This is a genomic window from Horticoccus luteus, assembly GCF_019464535.1.
Lineage (GTDB): Bacteria > Verrucomicrobiota > Verrucomicrobiia > Opitutales > Opitutaceae > Horticoccus > Horticoccus luteus.
Window position 1 is genome coordinate 79,300 of the sequence record NZ_CP080507.1, and the last position, 16,404, is coordinate 95,703.

General features: G+C 66.8%; 15 protein-coding genes. 9 read left to right on the top strand and 6 right to left on the bottom strand.

The window, feature by feature from the left end; genetic code table 11:
• Window positions 1–109: 109 nt before the first annotated feature.
• The 4 genes from K0B96_RS00315 to moaC all read right to left on the bottom strand — a co-directional run bounded on the left by K0B96_RS00315 (window position 110) and on the right by moaC (window position 1,762).
• On the bottom strand, window positions 110–415 hold the full coding sequence (locus K0B96_RS00315; RefSeq protein WP_220162513.1) for a hypothetical protein: 306 nt from the start codon (window positions 413–415) through the stop codon (window positions 110–112).
• Window positions 416–507: 92 nt separating this feature from the next.
• Window positions 508–981, bottom strand: a complete 474-nt coding sequence (locus tag K0B96_RS00320; RefSeq protein ID WP_220162515.1) for a molybdenum cofactor biosynthesis protein MoaE — start codon at window positions 979–981, stop codon at window positions 508–510.
• A gap of 65 nt (window positions 982–1,046) precedes the next feature.
• The gene (locus tag K0B96_RS00325) at window positions 1,047–1,292 is read right to left on the bottom strand and encodes a MoaD/ThiS family protein (protein WP_220162517.1); all 246 of its coding nucleotides are present in this window, start codon (window positions 1,290–1,292) and stop codon (window positions 1,047–1,049) included.
• Complete coding sequence (moaC, locus tag K0B96_RS00330) at window positions 1,289–1,762, bottom strand: cyclic pyranopterin monophosphate synthase MoaC (protein ID WP_220162519.1); 474 nt, start codon at window positions 1,760–1,762, stop codon at window positions 1,289–1,291. The genes K0B96_RS00325 and moaC overlap by 4 nt, the downstream gene beginning before the upstream one ends.
• Before the next feature lie 227 nt (window positions 1,763–1,989).
• Here moaC and K0B96_RS00335 point away from each other — a divergent pair, with 227 nt between their 5' ends.
• Genes K0B96_RS00335 through K0B96_RS00345 form a run of 3 tightly spaced genes read left to right on the top strand, consistent with a single transcriptional unit; the run spans window position 1,990 to window position 3,659 of the window.
• Window positions 1,990–2,331, top strand: a complete 342-nt coding sequence (locus K0B96_RS00335; protein ID WP_220162521.1) for a YbjQ family protein — start codon at window positions 1,990–1,992, stop codon at window positions 2,329–2,331.
• Between the two features lie 7 nt (window positions 2,332–2,338).
• Entirely contained in the window at window positions 2,339–2,854 is a 516-nt protein-coding gene (locus K0B96_RS00340; protein ID WP_220162523.1) for a YbjQ family protein, read from the top strand.
• 4 nt (window positions 2,855–2,858) lie between these two features.
• A complete protein-coding gene (locus K0B96_RS00345; protein WP_220162525.1) occupies window positions 2,859–3,659 on the top strand; it encodes a M48 family metallopeptidase in 801 nt (266 codons plus the stop codon).
• On the opposite strand, the gene K0B96_RS00350 is transcribed toward K0B96_RS00345, so the two are convergent.
• Window positions 3,641–4,846, bottom strand: a complete 1,206-nt coding sequence (locus K0B96_RS00350; RefSeq protein WP_220162527.1) for a molybdopterin molybdotransferase MoeA — start codon at window positions 4,844–4,846, stop codon at window positions 3,641–3,643. The two genes, K0B96_RS00345 and K0B96_RS00350, sit on opposite strands and share 19 nt — an antisense overlap.
• Before the next feature lie 123 nt (window positions 4,847–4,969).
• On the opposite strand from K0B96_RS00350, the gene K0B96_RS00355 reads away from it, so the two are divergent.
• The 5 genes from K0B96_RS00355 (at window position 4,970) to K0B96_RS00375 (ending at window position 14,280) form a co-directional block, all read left to right on the top strand.
• Window positions 4,970–8,803 carry a hybrid sensor histidine kinase/response regulator gene (locus K0B96_RS00355; protein WP_220162529.1) on the top strand — a complete coding sequence of 1,278 codons (3,834 nt, stop codon included), beginning with the start codon at window positions 4,970–4,972 and terminating at the stop codon, window positions 8,801–8,803.
• 14 nt (window positions 8,804–8,817) lie between these two features.
• Entirely contained in the window at window positions 8,818–9,765 is a 948-nt protein-coding gene (locus tag K0B96_RS00360; protein WP_220162531.1) for a response regulator transcription factor, read from the top strand.
• A gap of 81 nt (window positions 9,766–9,846) precedes the next feature.
• On the top strand, window positions 9,847–11,700 hold the full coding sequence (locus K0B96_RS00365; protein ID WP_220162533.1) for an immunoglobulin domain-containing protein: 1,854 nt from the start codon (window positions 9,847–9,849) through the stop codon (window positions 11,698–11,700).
• Between the two features lie 283 nt (window positions 11,701–11,983).
• Window positions 11,984–13,393: a hypothetical protein gene (locus K0B96_RS00370; protein WP_220162535.1), complete on the top strand. Its 1,410-nt coding sequence runs from the start codon at window positions 11,984–11,986 to the stop codon at window positions 13,391–13,393.
• Window positions 13,394–13,650: 257 nt separating this feature from the next.
• Window positions 13,651–14,280, top strand: a complete 630-nt coding sequence (locus K0B96_RS00375; RefSeq protein WP_220162537.1) for a PEP-CTERM sorting domain-containing protein — start codon at window positions 13,651–13,653, stop codon at window positions 14,278–14,280.
• Between the two features lie 188 nt (window positions 14,281–14,468).
• On the opposite strand, the gene K0B96_RS00380 is transcribed toward K0B96_RS00375, so the two are convergent.
• A complete protein-coding gene (locus tag K0B96_RS00380) occupies window positions 14,469–14,948 on the bottom strand; it encodes a GNAT family N-acetyltransferase (RefSeq protein WP_220162539.1) in 480 nt (159 codons plus the stop codon).
• 346 nt (window positions 14,949–15,294) lie between these two features.
• Here K0B96_RS00380 and K0B96_RS00385 point away from each other — a divergent pair, with 346 nt between their 5' ends.
• Window positions 15,295–16,212 carry a diaminopimelate dehydrogenase gene (locus K0B96_RS00385; protein WP_220162541.1) on the top strand — a complete coding sequence of 306 codons (918 nt, stop codon included), beginning with the start codon at window positions 15,295–15,297 and terminating at the stop codon, window positions 16,210–16,212.
• The last annotated feature ends 192 nt before the right edge of the window (window positions 16,213–16,404 follow it).

Consider the following 16,404-nt stretch of genomic DNA (forward strand, 5'->3'; position numbering starts at 1 on the left):
ACACCACTTCGATTTTATGGGGGCGCGTGGATATTTGGTCGCGTCGTTGAGTGGGCCGGCGCGGCGCGGGGGACAGGGTGTAGGGGCGGCGAGAGGGAAATGTGCCGCGCTACGGGTTGTCCGCGGGGGTGGCCTGCTTCTTCGCGAACGTGTTTTTCGAGGGGAAAAACGGGGCGATCTTATTCATGAGCGGCGTGAGGAAGCGGGGCTCATTGCGATTGTAGATCCAGCTAAAGCCGATGATGACGAGCACCACGAAGACACCGACGCCGAGGACGACTTTGTTGAGGCGGGCGAGCTTGCGGAGCACGAAAACCGCAGCGACGACGACCGCGACCGCCATCGCGGCTTTGAGCCAGAATTGCGGCGGGATTTTGTGCAGGCGTTCGAGCGCAGTGACGGCCAGAAGCGGCATGAGGAAAGGGTGGACGAGGGACGCGTTGGCGCGATGAGAAACGCGCCGCGCGAAGCGGAGACCCCGGTGGCGGCGAAATGTTTACGCAGATTTCACGGCGCCGGCGGAGCGGGCGGCGCGGAGGGCGTAGTGGAGGCGCCGTCGGCGGGAGGGCGCGTGGCGCAGTTGATCCAGGCGGAGGCGCCGGTGGCGTAGTGTTCTTTTTTCCACACGGGCACGCGGGCTTTGGTTTCGTCGATGATATAGCGGCAGGCGGCGAAGGCGGCGTCGCGATGGGCGGCGGCGGCGCCGATCCAGACGGCCAGGTCGCCGATGGCGAGCGCGCCGATGCGGTGAACGCAGACCGCGTGGAGAATGGCGAATTTCGCGCGAGCCTCCTCGAGGATGCGCGTGCCTTCTTTCTCGGCGAGGGCGGCGTAGGCTTCGTAATCGAGCGCGAGGACGGGCTGGCCTTCGTTGTGGTTGCGCACGCGGCCTTCGAAGGTGGCCAGCGCGCCGGCGCGGGGATCATCGAGTGAGCGCGCGAGCGCGGCCGGATCGAGCGGAGCGGAGGAAAGGCGAAACATGGAGCGGAAGGTCAGAGAGGGGCGCGCGAACCGTGAGCAGCCGGCGGCGGGGACGAGCGAGGCGCTCAACCGCCGGCGACGGGAGGAATAAAGACGATCAAGTCGCCTTCGTGCAGCGGAGCCGCGGCGGGGACGAATTCGCCGTTCACCGCGGCGCGGACGGCGGCGGCAGGCAGCGTGAAGCCGTGGCGCGCGCGCAACTCCTCGTAGAGCGCGGTGGGCGTGGCGGCGGCGGTCGCGAGCGATTCGGCGGCGAGGCCGCGTTGCTCGCGCAGGAGGGCGAAATATTCGATGCGCAGCGTGCGGGTCATAACGCGCGATAGTCGCTCTTGCCGCCGGTTTTTTCCACCAGATGCACGTCTTTGATCACGATGCCGTGCGAGACGGCCTTGGCCATGTCGTAGAGGGTGAGCGCGGCGACTGTCGCGCCGGTGAGCGCCTCCATCTCGACGCCGGTTTTGCCGTGGGTGCGCACACGGCAGTGGATCGTCACGTCGGCGCGTGCGGCGTCGGCGTCGATTTCGATTTTGCAATCGTCGAGCGGGAGTGGGTGGCAGAGCGGGATGAGGTCACTGGTGCGTTTCGCGCCCATGATGCCGGCGAGAATGGCGGTGTGAAAAAGGGGACCCTTCTTCGTGGCGATTTCGCCGTCGCGGAGGAGTGCGGCGAGTTCGCCAGGGAGCGTGACGGTCGCCACGGCATGGGCGGTGCGCGCGGTGACGGCCTTGTCGCCGACGTCGACCATCGCGGGGCGGTTCTGCGCATCGAGGTGGGAAAACATGGGGCCATTCCGACGTGGTGGCGCGCGCTTGACGAACGGAAAAACGCGACGACTCCGCGCGCGGCGGGTTGCCGAGCGGCGCTGAATCCGAGCCGCGCGCGGAGCGCACGGCCCACCCGTGGGTCTGGCAGGGGAGCGGCGAGAGGAAACGCGCGGTCGGTGCAGCGAATTCGAGCTCGCGCGGCGGGGCGGGGCGCGGGTAGGTGATGTCGTTCCGCTTCAACCCCATGACGACCACGCCGATCGATCCCTCGCTCATTCTCACCAATCTCGAAACCGTGCCCGGACGCACCATCGTTGAGCATTACGGGCTCGTCGCGGGCAGCACGGTGCGCGCGAAGCACGTGGGCCGCGATATCGCCGCAAGTCTCAAGAATCTCGTGGGCGGCGAACTGCGCGGTTACACGGAGTTGTTGCAGGAATCGCGCACGGAGGCGACGGCCCGCATGGTCGCGCAAGCGAAGGCGCTGGGCGCGAACGCGGTCGTTAACATTCGCTTTTCCACGTCGTCGGTCGCGCAAGGCGCCGCCGAACTTTACGCTTACGGCACGGCGGTGCGGGTCGAGTAACGGAGCGATGCATTCGAATCCGACCTTCCCGTTCCCGGAGTGGGTGGCGCTGGTCATCGCTTACGGAATCCCGTTCGCGATGCTGGTGATTTTCGGCGCGCTCGGTGCGTGGTCGGAACGGCGGCACTACGCTTCGATCCGCGCGCGCGAAGCGGCGACGGCGCGGTTGCCGGCGGTGAATTTGAAGTCGTGGGACGGCGGTCGGCCGGTGGCGGACGCGTGGCTGGTCACGGCGTCGGTCGTGATTTCGATCGATTACTTGAAACGTTTTCTGGCGGGCTGGCGGAAGATTTTCGGCGGGCCGGTGCGCTCGTATGAGACGCTGCTCGATCGCGCGCGGCGCGAGGCGTTGCTGCGGTTGAAAGAGCAGTGCCCGGAGGCGGACTTGATCGCGAATCTGCGTTTCGACACGGCGAGCATCGCGACGGCGCGCGGCCGGCGGCAGGGTGTGGCGGGCGTGGAGGTGGTCGCGTCGGGCACGGCGATTCGTTACGCGGCGGCGGGTGCCGCGGCGGGGCGTTGAGCGGATGAAATTTGTGCGCCGCGAGCTCGGCGAGGCGGCGGAGGCGAGCAATCCCGGGGCGCCGGGCATGCGGCGGGAAATTTTCGTGCTGGCGGGCGCGTTGCTCGTGCTGCTGGTGGCGGGTTACGCGTCGATCGGCGTCGTGGTCGAACTCGCGCTGCCCCGCATCTCGGTGGCGCGGGAGCGGGCGTGGTTTGGCGGATGGAAAACCTCCGCGACGACGACTGCGCCCGGCGGCGACGCGGCGGCGTGGGCACGCGCCGAGGCGGCGTTGCAAAAGCTCGCGGCGCAACCGGGTGTGCCCGCGCTTGAGTATCGACTCGTGTTGCTCGACCAGGCGGCGCCGAACGCGTTCGCGTTTCCCGGCGGAACGATCGCGATCACGCGCGGGTTGCTGCGGGTGTGCGGCGACGACGAGGTGGCGCTGGCGTTCGTGCTCGGGCACGAGCTGGGGCATTTCGCGCATCGCGATCATCTGCGCGCGCTCGGGCGGACGGCGGGGCGCACGGTGGCGTGGGCGGTGATCTTCGGCGGGACGGGCGATGCGGTGTCGGCGCAAACGCTGAACTTGATGGAGCTCGCGCATTCCCGCGCGCAGGAGGAGGCGGCGGACGCGTTTGGCGCGGCGCTCGTGCAACGCGTTTACGGGCGCACGGCGGGCGCGGAGCGGTTGTTTCGGTGGCTCGAGCAGCGGGAAAATTCGCCCGCGTGGACGGCGTGGTTGCAAACGCATCCGACGAGCGCGTCGCGGATCGAGCGCTTGCGCGACGCGGTGAACCCCGGCGCTCAGACCCAGGCGAAATAGCGCGCGACGGTGCCGATGGGGAACGCGGTGCGGTCGGCGGGAAGTTCGACGAAGCCATCGGTGCCGATGAGGCCCGCGAAATCACCGGAGGTGTTGCTCGGATCGGGCGTGGCGAGGAGTTCGGCGTGCGGTCCGCTGCCGAGGCGCACGGGCAGGAGATACGCGAGCGGCGGCGCGAAGTTGACGGGCGTCGCAAGCGCGACGAGACGTGGCGCAGGGGCGACGATTCCGCTGGCGTGCGCGAGCGCGGGCAGCACGTAGCGATGCAGGCAGGTGTAGGCGGAGACGGGATTTCCGGGGAGCGCAAACACGGGTTTGTGGTGCGAGGTGACGCCGAACCAAAACGGTTTACCGGGTCGTTGCGCGACGCCGTGGAAGACCTCGCGCACGCCCTGCGCGGCGAGCGCGGCGGGCATAAAATCGAACTTCCCTTTCGAGACGCCGCCGGTGAGGAGCACGGCATCGTATTCGGCGAGGATATGCCACAAGCGGTGCTCAATCTCGCTCGGCAAATCGCGCAGGTGAAAGCGCTCCACTCGCGGAAAACCCGCGGCGATGAGCGCCGCGCGCACCGCGTGATCGTTGCTCCGGCGAATCTGATGCGGGCCGACGGCGTCGTCGACTTCGACCAATTCGTCGCCGGTCACGACCACGGCGATTTTCGGCTGGGCGGAGACGGTCAGGGTGCTCGCGCCGACGGAGGCGGCGACGGCGATTTCGCGTCCGGAGATCCGGCGGCCGGCGGGCACGACCACTTCGCCGGCGGCGTGATCGCTGCGGCGGCGGTGGATGGAAAATCCCGCGGGAGGCGCCACGCCGGCGGCGAGCGTCACGACGTCGCCGTCGCGGGTGGTTTGCTCAAAAGGCACGACGGCATCGGCGCCTTCCGGCAGCACGGCGCCCGTCATCACCTCGACGCAGGCGTGCTCGACCGGGCTGAGTTTCAGGGCGCGCATGCCCGCGGCCTGTGTGCCCTCGATGCGAAACGTGCGGGTGCCGGCGGCGATCACGGCGGTGCGCACCGCGTAACCGTCCATCGTCACGCGGTCAAAGGGCGGGAGGTCGCGGTCGGCGCGGACGTCTGCGCGGAGGACGCGCCCGTGCGCCGCTTCGAGCGGGCAGTCCTCGCGGAGGAACGGCGCCATGTGGTCGAGGATGGCTTTTTCCGCTTCGTCCGGGGTGAGCATGCGCGGATTTTTGACGGTGGAGAACGGAGGCGTCACCGAGAATCTTTGGGGGTGGGGCTACGTAAAGACACTTATGGAAGCGCGATTGAGGTTCGCGGGGCGGTCGCGTAGGACTCGGGCCGCATGCGCCTTCCGTTGCCGTCGATTTTCATTTTTCTGCTGCTCGGGCCGGCAGTTTTGGCGCTGCGGGGGGAGGGCGGGTTCGACCGGGAGGCGGGGCGGCCGATGTTTCAAAACTTCCGGCCGACGGAATATCGCGGGCATCCGCAAGTGTATGCGATCATCCGCGCGCCGAACGGTTTTGTTTATCTTTCTACCGAACAAGGCGTGATCGAATACGATGGCGCGCGGTGGCGGACGTTGCCGGTGCCGACGAGCATGGTCTTCAGCTTGGGCGCGGATCGGCAAGGGCGGATCTGGGTGGGGGGCGAGGACGATATCGGCGTGCTCGAACCGGCGGGCGAGGGCGGGCTCGCATATCGCTCGTTGACGGAGGAATTGCCGCCGGAAGCGCAGCCGTTTGGGCGCGTCCGCACGCTGGCCGTCACGGAAGGCGCCACTTATTTTGCGGGTTCGCGAGGTGTCGCGCGGTGGTCGCAGGGCAAACTACGATTCTGGCCCTCGAGCTCGCGCGTGCCGGAGCGCGTCGAAGTGGTGGCCGGCGTGGTGTATTTGCACGAGCCGGACCGCGGGCTTTTTCGCCTCGCGGGTGACGAGCGTGTGCCGGTCTCCACGGCGGCCGGGATGAAGGGGGGCGCGCTCTACGGTCTCGCCGAGGTGGATGAGCATCATCTGCTGGTCGCGATGGAGCAGGGGCCGCTGGTCGTGGACACGCGCGACGGGACGACGGTGCCGTGGGGTTCCGCCGCGGCCGGGCGTTTGCGCCAGACGGGCATCACGCGTCTGCTGCGGCTGCGCAACGGCGACTACGCGTTCGGCACATATACCAGCGGGGTGCTGCTGTGTTCGCGCGACGGCGCGGCGCTGCGGCAGCTTGATCGCACGACGGGCCTGATCGACAACGCGGTGCTCTCGCTCGCCGAGGATGCGGAGCACGGACTGTGGCTCGGCTACAACACCGGTGCGGCGCGGATCGAGACCGATCCCGCAATCAGCGTTTACGACGGGGCGAATGGCCCGGCGCCGGGGACGGTGGATGTGTGGTGCCGGTTCAACGGCACGCTCTACGCCGGGGCTTACGATGGACTCTACCGACTCGTGCCCGCGAATCTGCAGACGGGCGCACCGGCGCATTTCGTGCACGAGCCGAAGAGCATTTCCAATATCCAGATGCTGCGAGAGATGGACGGTGAACTGCTGATCGGCGGTTCGGGCGGCCTCTACCGGCTCGGGCGCGAGGGGCCGGAACAGCTCGTGGATACGGGGCAGAACCGCGTTTACTACGGTTCGCCTTCGCAACGGGTGCCGGGGCGGATTTATCTCGCGGGGCTGCGCGGCCTGACCGTCGTGCGCAAGAGCGAGGGTGGTTGGATCAAGGAAGGTGAGAACCTCGAACTCGGCGCGTCGCACGCGGTGCATGAGGCGGCCGACGGCTCGGTGTGGGTGAGCACGTATGGCCGCGGGTTCTGGCACATTCCCGGCGCCGACCGCGTGGCGGATTGGGCGCACGCGCGCTTCGTGCAATATCACAACAGCCACGGTCTGCCGCCGTATTACGCGTGGACGGAAGTCATCAATCCGGGGGGCGAGTTTTCGTTTTTCACCTCGGCGGGCGCTTTTCGTTTCGAGGAAAAAGCGGAACGGTTCGTGCCCGATGAACGCTGGCTGGGCGCGCTCGGCGGAGGCGGCACGCGGATGTTGATGCCGCAACTGGCGACGGCGCCGGGAGAGGTGTGGGCCACGGTTTTGAATACGCGGGGCACCGCGGCGGAGCAGCCGCTCGGGCGTTTTCGCACGGCGGCGGATGGCCGCGTGACGTGGGAATCCGCGCCCTCGGGGGCGCTGGGCGAAATCGGATTTGCCGGCGCGGCGGTGCTGTATCGCGACCCCGCGCCGGGCGGCCCCGTGTTGTGGAGTCGCGGCTACAACAACACCGTGCGCATCGACCTCACCCGCTACGCGACCGCCACGGAGCCGTGGGCGTTGCGCTTGCGTTCGGTCGAGGCGGAGGGCGCGGCGCGGCCGGTGAATCCGGCGATGCGGCCGCGTTTCGCGTTTTCGCACGAACCGGTTCGTCTCGCGTTCAGTCCGGGGCGCTACGATCTCGCGGGCGACGTGCGATACTCGACGCGGTTGCGCGGCTTCAACGACGAGTGGTCGGAGTGGGGCGCGGCGGCGGAGGCAAGTTTCACGAACTTGTCGGGCGGGCCGTTCACGTTCGAGGCGCGGGCGAAGGATCCGGCGGGGCGCGTGAGCGGCATCCTGAGCTATACGTTTTCCGTGGCGCCGCCGTGGTACCTGAGCGGCGTCGCGCTGGCGGCTTACGCGATCGGTTTCGCCGCGGTGCTCACGCTCGCGTATCGCTGGCGCATCGCGGCGCTCGCCCGCCGGCAGGAAGTGCTCGAAGGGCTCGTCGACTCGCGCACCGCGGAACTGGCGCAGGCGAAGGACCACGCGGAGGCGGCGAGCCGCGCGAAAAGCCATTTCGTGGCGAGCATGAGCCACGAGCTGCGCACGCCGCTCAACAGCATCATCGGCTACGCCCAGATTCTGTCGCACGACCGCGCGGCGACGCCGTTTCAGAAAGAGCGGCTGGCGATCGTGAACGCGAGCGGCGCGCATCTGTTGCGGTTGATCAACGACGTCCTCGATTTCGCGCGCATTGAGGCGGGGCGCGTGGATCTGCGGCCGGCGGCGTTCGATCTCGTGGCGTTGGTGGGCGAAATCTCGTCGGCGGTGCGGGTGCTGGCGGAACACAAGAAGCTCGGCTGGTCCGCCGCGGTGCCGGCGGGTTTCCCGGCGCGCGTGGTCGGCGATGCGGCGCGGTTGCGGCAAGTGCTCGACAATCTGCTGGGCAACGCCGTGAAGTTCACGGCGAGCGGGCGCGTGGAGCTGGTCGTGACGCGCAGCGGGCCGAAGACGACGTTTCTCGTGCGCGATACCGGGCCGGGCATTGCGAAGGCGGATGAGCCGCGGCTGTTCAAGGCGTTTGAGCAAGCCGGCAGCAATCGGCCCGATGTGCCGGGCGCCGGCCTCGGCCTCGCGATCAGCCGGCGGTTGGTGGAGTTGATGGGCGGCACGATCGAGTTCGCGAGCCAGACACCCGGGGGCAGCAAATTCTGGTTTACCGTGCCTTTGCCCGAAGCCGCGGCGGCGGATGCGCCCGTCGTGAGCGCGTGGGTGCCGCCCGCGGGTTATCGCGGGCCGATGCGGCGGGTTCTGGTCGTCGACGACATCGCGCAAAATCGCGCCATCTTGCGCGACGTGCTGACGCCGCTGGGTTTCGAGGTGAGTGAAGCGAGCGACGGGGCCGCCGCGTGGCCCCTGCTGTCGCGAGCGGATCTGGCGCTCGTCGATCTGCGGATGGCGGGCGTGGATGGCTTCACGCTTTTGCGGCGCGCGCGGGCGGAACCGGCGTTGGCCGAGGTGAAACTGGTGGCGATGTCGGCGAGCGTGTTGAGCGAGCACCGGCGCGACGCGCTGGCGGCGGGGGCCGCGGCGTTTGTGCCGAAGCCGTTCGAGGCGGCGGATCTGCTCGCGGTCATCGCGAGCCTGCTCGGTCTGGAGTGGACGCGCGCGACAACGACGGCCGCGGGACGCGCAGGCGGTTCGACGCCGCCGATTCCGCCGCGCGAAGCCGCGGAGTTGTTGCGCGAATTGCAGGCGCTGGCGGGGCAGGGCGACGTGACGGCGGTGCGCGAACGGATCGCGGCGTTGCGGGCGGTGCCCGGTTACGCAACGCTGGCGGGCGAGCTCGAAGGGCTGGCGGGCAGCTACCAGATGGCGCGTTTGCGCGAACGCCTCGTCGCGGCGCTTGCGGGCGGGCGCGCCGTCTGACGCACTGCTCCGCGATGTCTTCTGCAGCCACCATCCTCGTCGTCGACGACGTGCCGGCGAACTTGAGCGTGCTGCTCGATGCGTTGCATGGCGCGGGTCACCGCGTGCTGGTGGCGGAGAGCGGCGAAAGTGCGCTCGAACTGCTGCCGAACGTGGTGCCCGATCTCGTGCTGCTCGACGTGCGGCTGCCGGGAATCGACGGTTTTGCCACCTGCCATCGGTTGAAATGCGATGCGCGGTGGCGGGATCTGCCGGTGATTTTTCTCACGTCGCTCGACGAGTCGGCGGAGAAGGTGCGGGCGTTTACGGCGGGCGCGGTGGATTATGTGACGAAGCCGATCGAGCCGACGGAGGTGGTGGCGCGGGTGGATGCGCATTTGCGGCTGCGACGGTTGCAGGCGGAGTTGGCGGAGAAGAATGAGGCGCTGGCGGCGGAGGTGGCCGAGCGGCGCGAGGCGGAGGACCGGCTGCGGCATTCGCTGGATCGCGCGGTCTTGGTCGCCGATGCGGCGGGGCGGGTGACGTTTGCGACGACGCTCGCGGAGCATCTCCTGCGCAAATATTTCCCGGACACGCCGACGGGCGTGCTGCCCGAGGGGTTTCGTCCGCTGCTGGCGACGGCCAACGCGGGCGACCTTCGCTTCGAAGGCGGCGGCGGGGCGCTGGCGGCGCAGGTTTACAAGTCGCCCGTCGCGGGTTCGCAGTGTTGCCTGGTGTTGGAAGAAACGCGGCCACAGCCGACGCCGGCGACGTTTCTCAAGCTCGGGCTCACGTTGCGCGAAGCGGAGGTTTTTTACTGGGTCAGCGAGGGCAAGAGCAGTCCGGAGATCGCGCTCTTGCTGGAGTTGAGTGCCCGCACGGTGGAGAAGCACATCAGTAATATCTACGTCAAGCTGGGGGTCGAAAATCGCGCGAGCGCGATCCGCCTCGCGCTGGATGCGCTCGGGGCGCCCCCTACGTAAGGTCACGCATACCGGTCGCCGCCATTCGACGTTAAGATGGCCGCGCCTATGCGATATATTGCTTTTCCTTTCGCCGCCTGGATGGCGCGTTTTCGTGCGCTCGTCGTGGCGGTGGCCGCTTCCTTGTTCGTCTTCGCGCCGGGTGCGGCAGCAGGTGTGACCAACGCCGACCTCACAGCGGCGGCACTCGTCGGAAAGACGCTCAACTGCACCATTCTCGGAGGAAACGCCCCGTTTGAATCGAGCGGCGATTTCGCGATCCGGTTGGGTTGGCCCGACACGATCCAATACTCGATCGCCACGAGCAGCGGCAGCGCGGAGGCCCACATCGGTATCTACAGCCATAACACGACGACCGATGGCGTGGACCTGAAGCTTTCGAGCTATTCCGCGAACGGCGGTGTGAACCTGAATCTGTTCGCGGCGGATTCCCCGGTGGCGACGGCCGTCGTGGGTCCGGGCAAGGCGTATTTCGAGATGAATGCGCCGGGCGCGAACAAACACGGCACGTTTACGATCAACGGGGGCGTCGCGAGCTACGCCGGCACTTACACCGGCAAGATCGGTTCGAAGGTGACGTCGGGCGGCACGGTCACCCTCAATCCCGAGCTCACCGATTACACGGTGATCATTTCCGCCGGCGGCAACGTGACGGCCAACATCGGCGGACTCACGCCGGCGATGATCGGCTTCGTCGATGCCAGCGGCGCCATCACGTTCAACTCGGGGGATGGCATCGGCTTTTACCATATTACCAGCGCGACTGTAAGTGGTGGACAGGTGCTCTCCGACTACGGCACGGCCATGGGCGGCGCGCAGTATCGGTTCGAGCCGCCGGCGGCGGCGCCCGTGCCGCCGACCATCGATGAGCAACCGGTGTCGCAAATCGTGAGCTTGGGCGGCGACGTGACGTTTACCGTCACCGTCACTGGCAGCGGTTTCAGCTACCAGTGGTATTTCAACGGGCACGCTCTCGTGGGCGAAATCAACGCTTCGTTGATCTTGCACGCGATCACGCTCGCGCAGGCGGGCCACTATCGCGTGGAGATGACGAGCTCGGGGGGCGCCGTGGCGAGTGAGGAAGTGACGCTGACCGTCGGCACGCCCTCGAGCGCGGGGCGGCTGACCAACCTTTCGGTGCGAGGCAAGGCGGGCGTCGGCGACGAGACGTTGATCGTGGGTCTGGTTGTGAGCGCAGGCGGTCCGGGCGCGCCGGGTGGCAAGCCGTTTTTGGTGCGCGCGGTGGGGCCGTCGCTCACCGGCTTGGGCGTCGCGGGTGCGCTCGTGGATCCGTCGTTGACGGTGTATTCGGGCACCACCGCGATCGATTCGAACGACAACTGGGGCGGAGAGGCGGCGCTGGTGTCGACGGCGGCGCGGCTCGGTGCGTTTGCGCTCACGGGGCCTGACAGCAAAGACGCTGCGATTCGCGGCGAAGCGGAGGCGGGCGCTTACACGCTGCATGCCACGGGACAGGCCGGCGGCATCGTGCTGGCGGAAATTTATGATGCGGCGGAGACGTTCGCGGATGTGAGCCCGCGGCTCGTCAACGTGTCCGCGCGCGCGGAGGTTGGCACGGGCGACGATGTGTTGATCGCGGGCTTCGTGGTCAGCGGGAGCACGCCGCGCACGGTGTTGATCCGCGCGCTGGGACCGCAGCTCGCGCAGAGCGGGGTCACGGGTATGCTCGCCGATCCGCAGCTCGCGATTCACGCGGGCAACGCGGTGGTCGCACAGAATGACAATTGGAGCGACGCGACCAACGCCGCCGTGATCGCGACGACGAGCACGACGGTCGGGGCGGCCGCCATGACCAGCGGCGCGAAGGATGCGGCGGTGCTCGTGACGCTCGCGCCCGGCGTTTACACGGCAGTCGTCACGGGCGTGGGCCAGACGACGGGCGTGGCACTCGTGGAAATCTTCGACGTGCCGTAAGACTCACCGGCTCCGCACCGGCGTGGCGTCGCGATCGCGCGGCGTCCGTTGGAGCCGGGCACCAGCAGACACCACCGCTCCTCTTCGGAGGAGCACCCGCCGCGCGCTTAGACCCGCGCGGCGGGTTTTTGCTTTTCGGCCGCGGCAGATTACAACGCGTTGCCTATTCCAGCTCGTGGGGCGCCGCACCTACGTAGGAGCACGCATGGCAGCCGCGGCCGCTCCGCGGTATGATCGACGCGAACTCTGCCGCCCAACTTGGCGACGTGGGTTCGCATTTCCTATGGGTTCAAAACTCTTCCTCTGGGTGCGGTCTGGCCGGGGCGTCGCCGCCCTCGCGCTCGGCGCCACACTCGCTGCCGCCAGCGTGTCGCAGGCGACCATTCATGTTTTTCGGCCGCGCGCGGATTATGAAGTGTCGACGACGAACATCCCGATCGCGTATTTCGCCACGGAGTCGCAGCAAATTTCGACGGCCTTCTTAGGACCGTTCACCCGGGGAATTCGCATCGAGGCCCAGTCTGGCACGGTGTGGGTGTCGCCGCAGCAATCGGTGGCGATCGCGAGCACCGCAAAGATTCCGCACTACGACCCGTTGACGAAGCGATTCGCGGCGGGGGAGTTGGTGGATGGGGCGAGCTTTCAAAATGCGGGCAGCGACTACCTCGCATATACCAGCACCAGCGAGTTCACGATCGGCGAATCAGCTTATCTGGGTTTCAGCTTCATCGCCGCGGGACCGGGCCGGAATTTCGGCTGGATGGCGGTGGAGCGGGTGGCCAACGGCGTGATCGTGAAGGCGTGGGCCTATCAGGATCAGCAGGAAACGCCGATCGCCGCGGGGGCGGAAACCGACGTGGCGCCGGCGGCGGAGGGCGGGCACCTCACGAATCTCTCGGTGCGCACGGGCGCCGGCGTGGACGCGCAGACATTGATCGTGGGCTACGTCGTGGGCGGGGCCGGGACGACCGGCGGAAAATCGCTGCTCGTGCGCGGCGTCGGCCCGGCGCTCGGAAACTTTGGCGTGACGGGTTTCGTCGCGGATCCGGCGATCACCGTTTACGCGGGCAACACCGTGGAGGCGACGAATCAAGACTGGGCGGGCGATGCGCAAGTGACGGCGGCGGCGGCGCGGCTCGGGGCGTTTGCACTGGATGCGCAGAGCAAGGATGCCGCATTGCTCGCGACGAGCGCGGCCGGTGCGCACACGCTGCACGTGACGAGCGGCGTCTACGGCGTGGCACTCGCCGAAATCTACGATGCGGCGACCAGCTATACGGCGACTGATGCACGCTTGATCAACGTGTCGGCGCGTGCGCAGGCGGGCTCCGGCAACGAGGCGTTGATCGCGGGTTTCGTGATCGGTGGCACGACCAGCCGCACGCTGTTAATCCGTGCGGTCGGGCCGGGGCTCGCGGGATTTGGGGTAGCGAACACGCTGGTGGATCCGAAGCTGACGCTCTTCGCGGGCAACACGACGGTCGCGGAGAATGACAACTGGAGCGAGGCCGCGAACGCGGCGACGGTTGCACAGACAGCGGTGACAGTCGGAGCGTTTGCGCTGACGGACGGCTCGAAGGATGCGGCGATCCAGATCACGCTCGAGCCGGGAGTCTATACCGCGCACGTCACGGCTGCCAGCGGCGGCGCAGGCGCGGCGTTGGTGGAAATTTACGAAGTCGCCGTGCCCTGAAGACACCACGATTTTACCAAGGTTGAAAAGCACCAGCCTGCCGCGCGCCGAATGCGCCGGCGGGCTTTTGACTTTCTATAGCAAGGCAGGCGGCGTGCTGGGCGTGCCGAGGAGACAGGGGACGGTCGACGCTGTGTTCGATGTTTGCCGCGAACGCCGCGCACAGTGTTCGGCGGAGTGGCGTCGCGCTCCACGGGAGCCCTGCTGGATGCCAATTTCCGCTTGCTGTCCGTTTTGAAAAAAATTTCGTTCCCGCCATGCACCAACTTGCCGGATTTCGCGCTCTTCGCGCTGTTCTGTTAGGAGCAGTATTGATCGTCGGGAGCGTTTCGCCTCTGCGCGCGTTTCTTCCTCCCTCTTTTGATGCCAGCATAGCGGTCACCGGGGGTTCTGGATCGCCGCAGACGATCACCGTGCCGCACACGTTCGCATTCACGTTGGCGGAGGATTTTACGGGCTATAGTCTATTTCTGGTCGATTTTACCGCATATTCTTCCGCCCCGGCGGGAATGATTGACGGCGCCATCACCCACGGCACAGGAATGACATTCCTGGCGTCGACGAGCGAGATCTCGTCCGGAGTGCAGGTATATGCCGCAGACTCCTATTTTGGAAATCAGTCCTTTGCCGTCGAGTTCGCGTTCGACGATGCAGTTAACTTCGTTGCGGGCACCACCTTGATGGTGACGGCTGGTTCGGTTACGACGGATGGAGCTTTCGCCACGAGCGCGCCGGACCGGACAGGCGCTTTTCATTTCTCGGTGACAGATGGCAACGGACACTACTTTACGCCGACGGCGGCCGCGATTCCCGAGCCGTCAACCTACGCAATGTTGTTGGGCGCCGCGGCGTTGGGGTTGACGTTTTGGCGCCGGCGGCGGGCCTGAGACCCGAATTTCCCGCGTTTGATTAAGCCGAAGGTTTAGTCCTTCGGCTTTTTTGTGGAACGGGGAGATCATAGTGAACGGGTCACACTATGATTGCGACAGATTGACGTTCACCGGCGGCTGAAACCGCCTCGTTGACGACGTGCAGACCGCGAGGCCCGCGCTTCAACGGAGAACGTTCCGGGAACTCAGAGTCGGAAGACGATTTCCTCGATCGTCGTGCCTTCCGGTAGATCGAAAGATTTCTTTTGAACCGGCGTGAAGCCGGCCTTCCGCAGAACCTGGATCGAGGCCGAGTTGTGCTTCGCCACATGGGCGCTGAGCGGGCGCGTGGTTTCGTCGGCAAGGAATTGCGCGAGCGCGGCGCTCGCGATGCCGTGGCCCCAGAATTCGCGTCCAATCCAGTAGCCCACCAAGCGCTCGGCGCCATCGGTCCAAGACCCAATGTTTCCGGCCACGCCACCGTCAGCCAGAATGGTGCGGAGGGTGCAGGCAGGGTTGGCCATGATTCTTGCCCAGTGCGCCATAAACGCGTCGCGATCCCGTGATTTAAACGCCGCCATGCGCACCGCCTCCGGATCGCACTGATGCTCGAAAAGGATCGGCAGGTCGTCGGGGCGAACTTCGCGCAGAGAAACCTTCGGCGGAATGTGGGTTGCAGGGTTCATAGTTCGAGCAAGCAGGCTCCGCAGAAGGTAAACCCCGGGGAGTTAGTCATCCCAAGTCGAAAACGAAGATTGGCCTGCTTTGTTGCCGTCCGCAGTCGCGCCGCTGCGCGCGCGCCGTCCGCCGTCAATGCGGAATCGGCTGCGCGGCTGGATTTGAAAACAGGTTTCGTATGGTGGCACTTCGGTTGACCAACGGGCGCGGTCAAGTGAGCGCTCGAGGCGCTCGAGTTCTGCACAACGGCGAAGTCGTTCTGCTCATGATCAACGGCCTCGGGCTGCATCACCGGTGCGAAAGGTGAGACCTGCGCTCGACGTGCGGGCGGCGAGTTAATTCCATCCACGCGCAATGAGTCATTCTCCTCTTCGCCTCGCCGTGGTTGGTTATGGAAACATCGGTCGTTCTGCCGTGGAAGCCGTTCAAGCTGCGCCCGACATGGCGCTGGCCGGCGTTGTTCGCCGGGCCGCGACCGCTCCCCAGTCGCTGCCTGCCGAACTCGCGAACATCCCCGTGGTGGCGGATGTCGTCCAACTCGGCCGCGTGGACGTCGCGCTGCTGTGTGGTCCGACCCGCAGCATCCCCGAGACCGCCCCGCTTTATCTGCGCCAAGGCATTCACACCGTGGATAGCTTCGATATTCACGGCCAAAAGCTTTGGGATCTGCGCCAGCAACTCGACGCCATCGGCAAACAACATAACAGCGTCGCCGTCGTCTCGTCCGGCTGGGATCCCGGCAGCGACTCGGTCCTGCGTGCGCTGCTGCTCGCCCTCGCACCCAGCGGCATCACCTACACCAACTTCGGTCCCGGCATGAGCATGGGGCATTCGGTGTGCGCCAAATCCAAACCCGGTGTCGTCGATGCGCTTTCGATGACGATTCCCACCGGCACCGGCGTGCATCGGCGCATGGTTTACGTGGAGCTCGCACCCGGGGCCGACTTCGCGGCCGTGGAGCAGGCGATCAAGACGGATGATTACTTCAGCAACGACGACACGCGGGTCTTCGCCGTGCCGAGCATTGCCGCGCTCAAGGACGTCGGCCACGGCGTGTCGATGCAGCGCAAAGGCGTGAGCGGCGTGACGCACAACCAACTCTTTGAGTTTCGCATGACGGTCAACAACCCCGCGCTCACCGCCCAAATCATGGTTTCCTGCGCTCGCGCCGCCGCTCTCCGCCTGCGACCCGGGGCCTACACGATGCCGGAAATCGCGCCCATGGATCTGCTCCCCGGCGAGCGCGAGCATCTGGTGAAAACCTTGGTGTGATCCGATCGCGGCCAGCAAGTGCGGCCGGATGGCATCAGGTCTTGAGGTTTGGGGTTCGGAGCCCTGACTTATTGAAGCGCGCATATTATACTGACGCAGTGCGGCTCGTCCGTGCGCTCCGCGCGCGGTGGTGGGTGGAACGACTTCGCGCCCGAGCCGCGCGCGGAGCGCACGGCGCACCTGTTAGTCTGC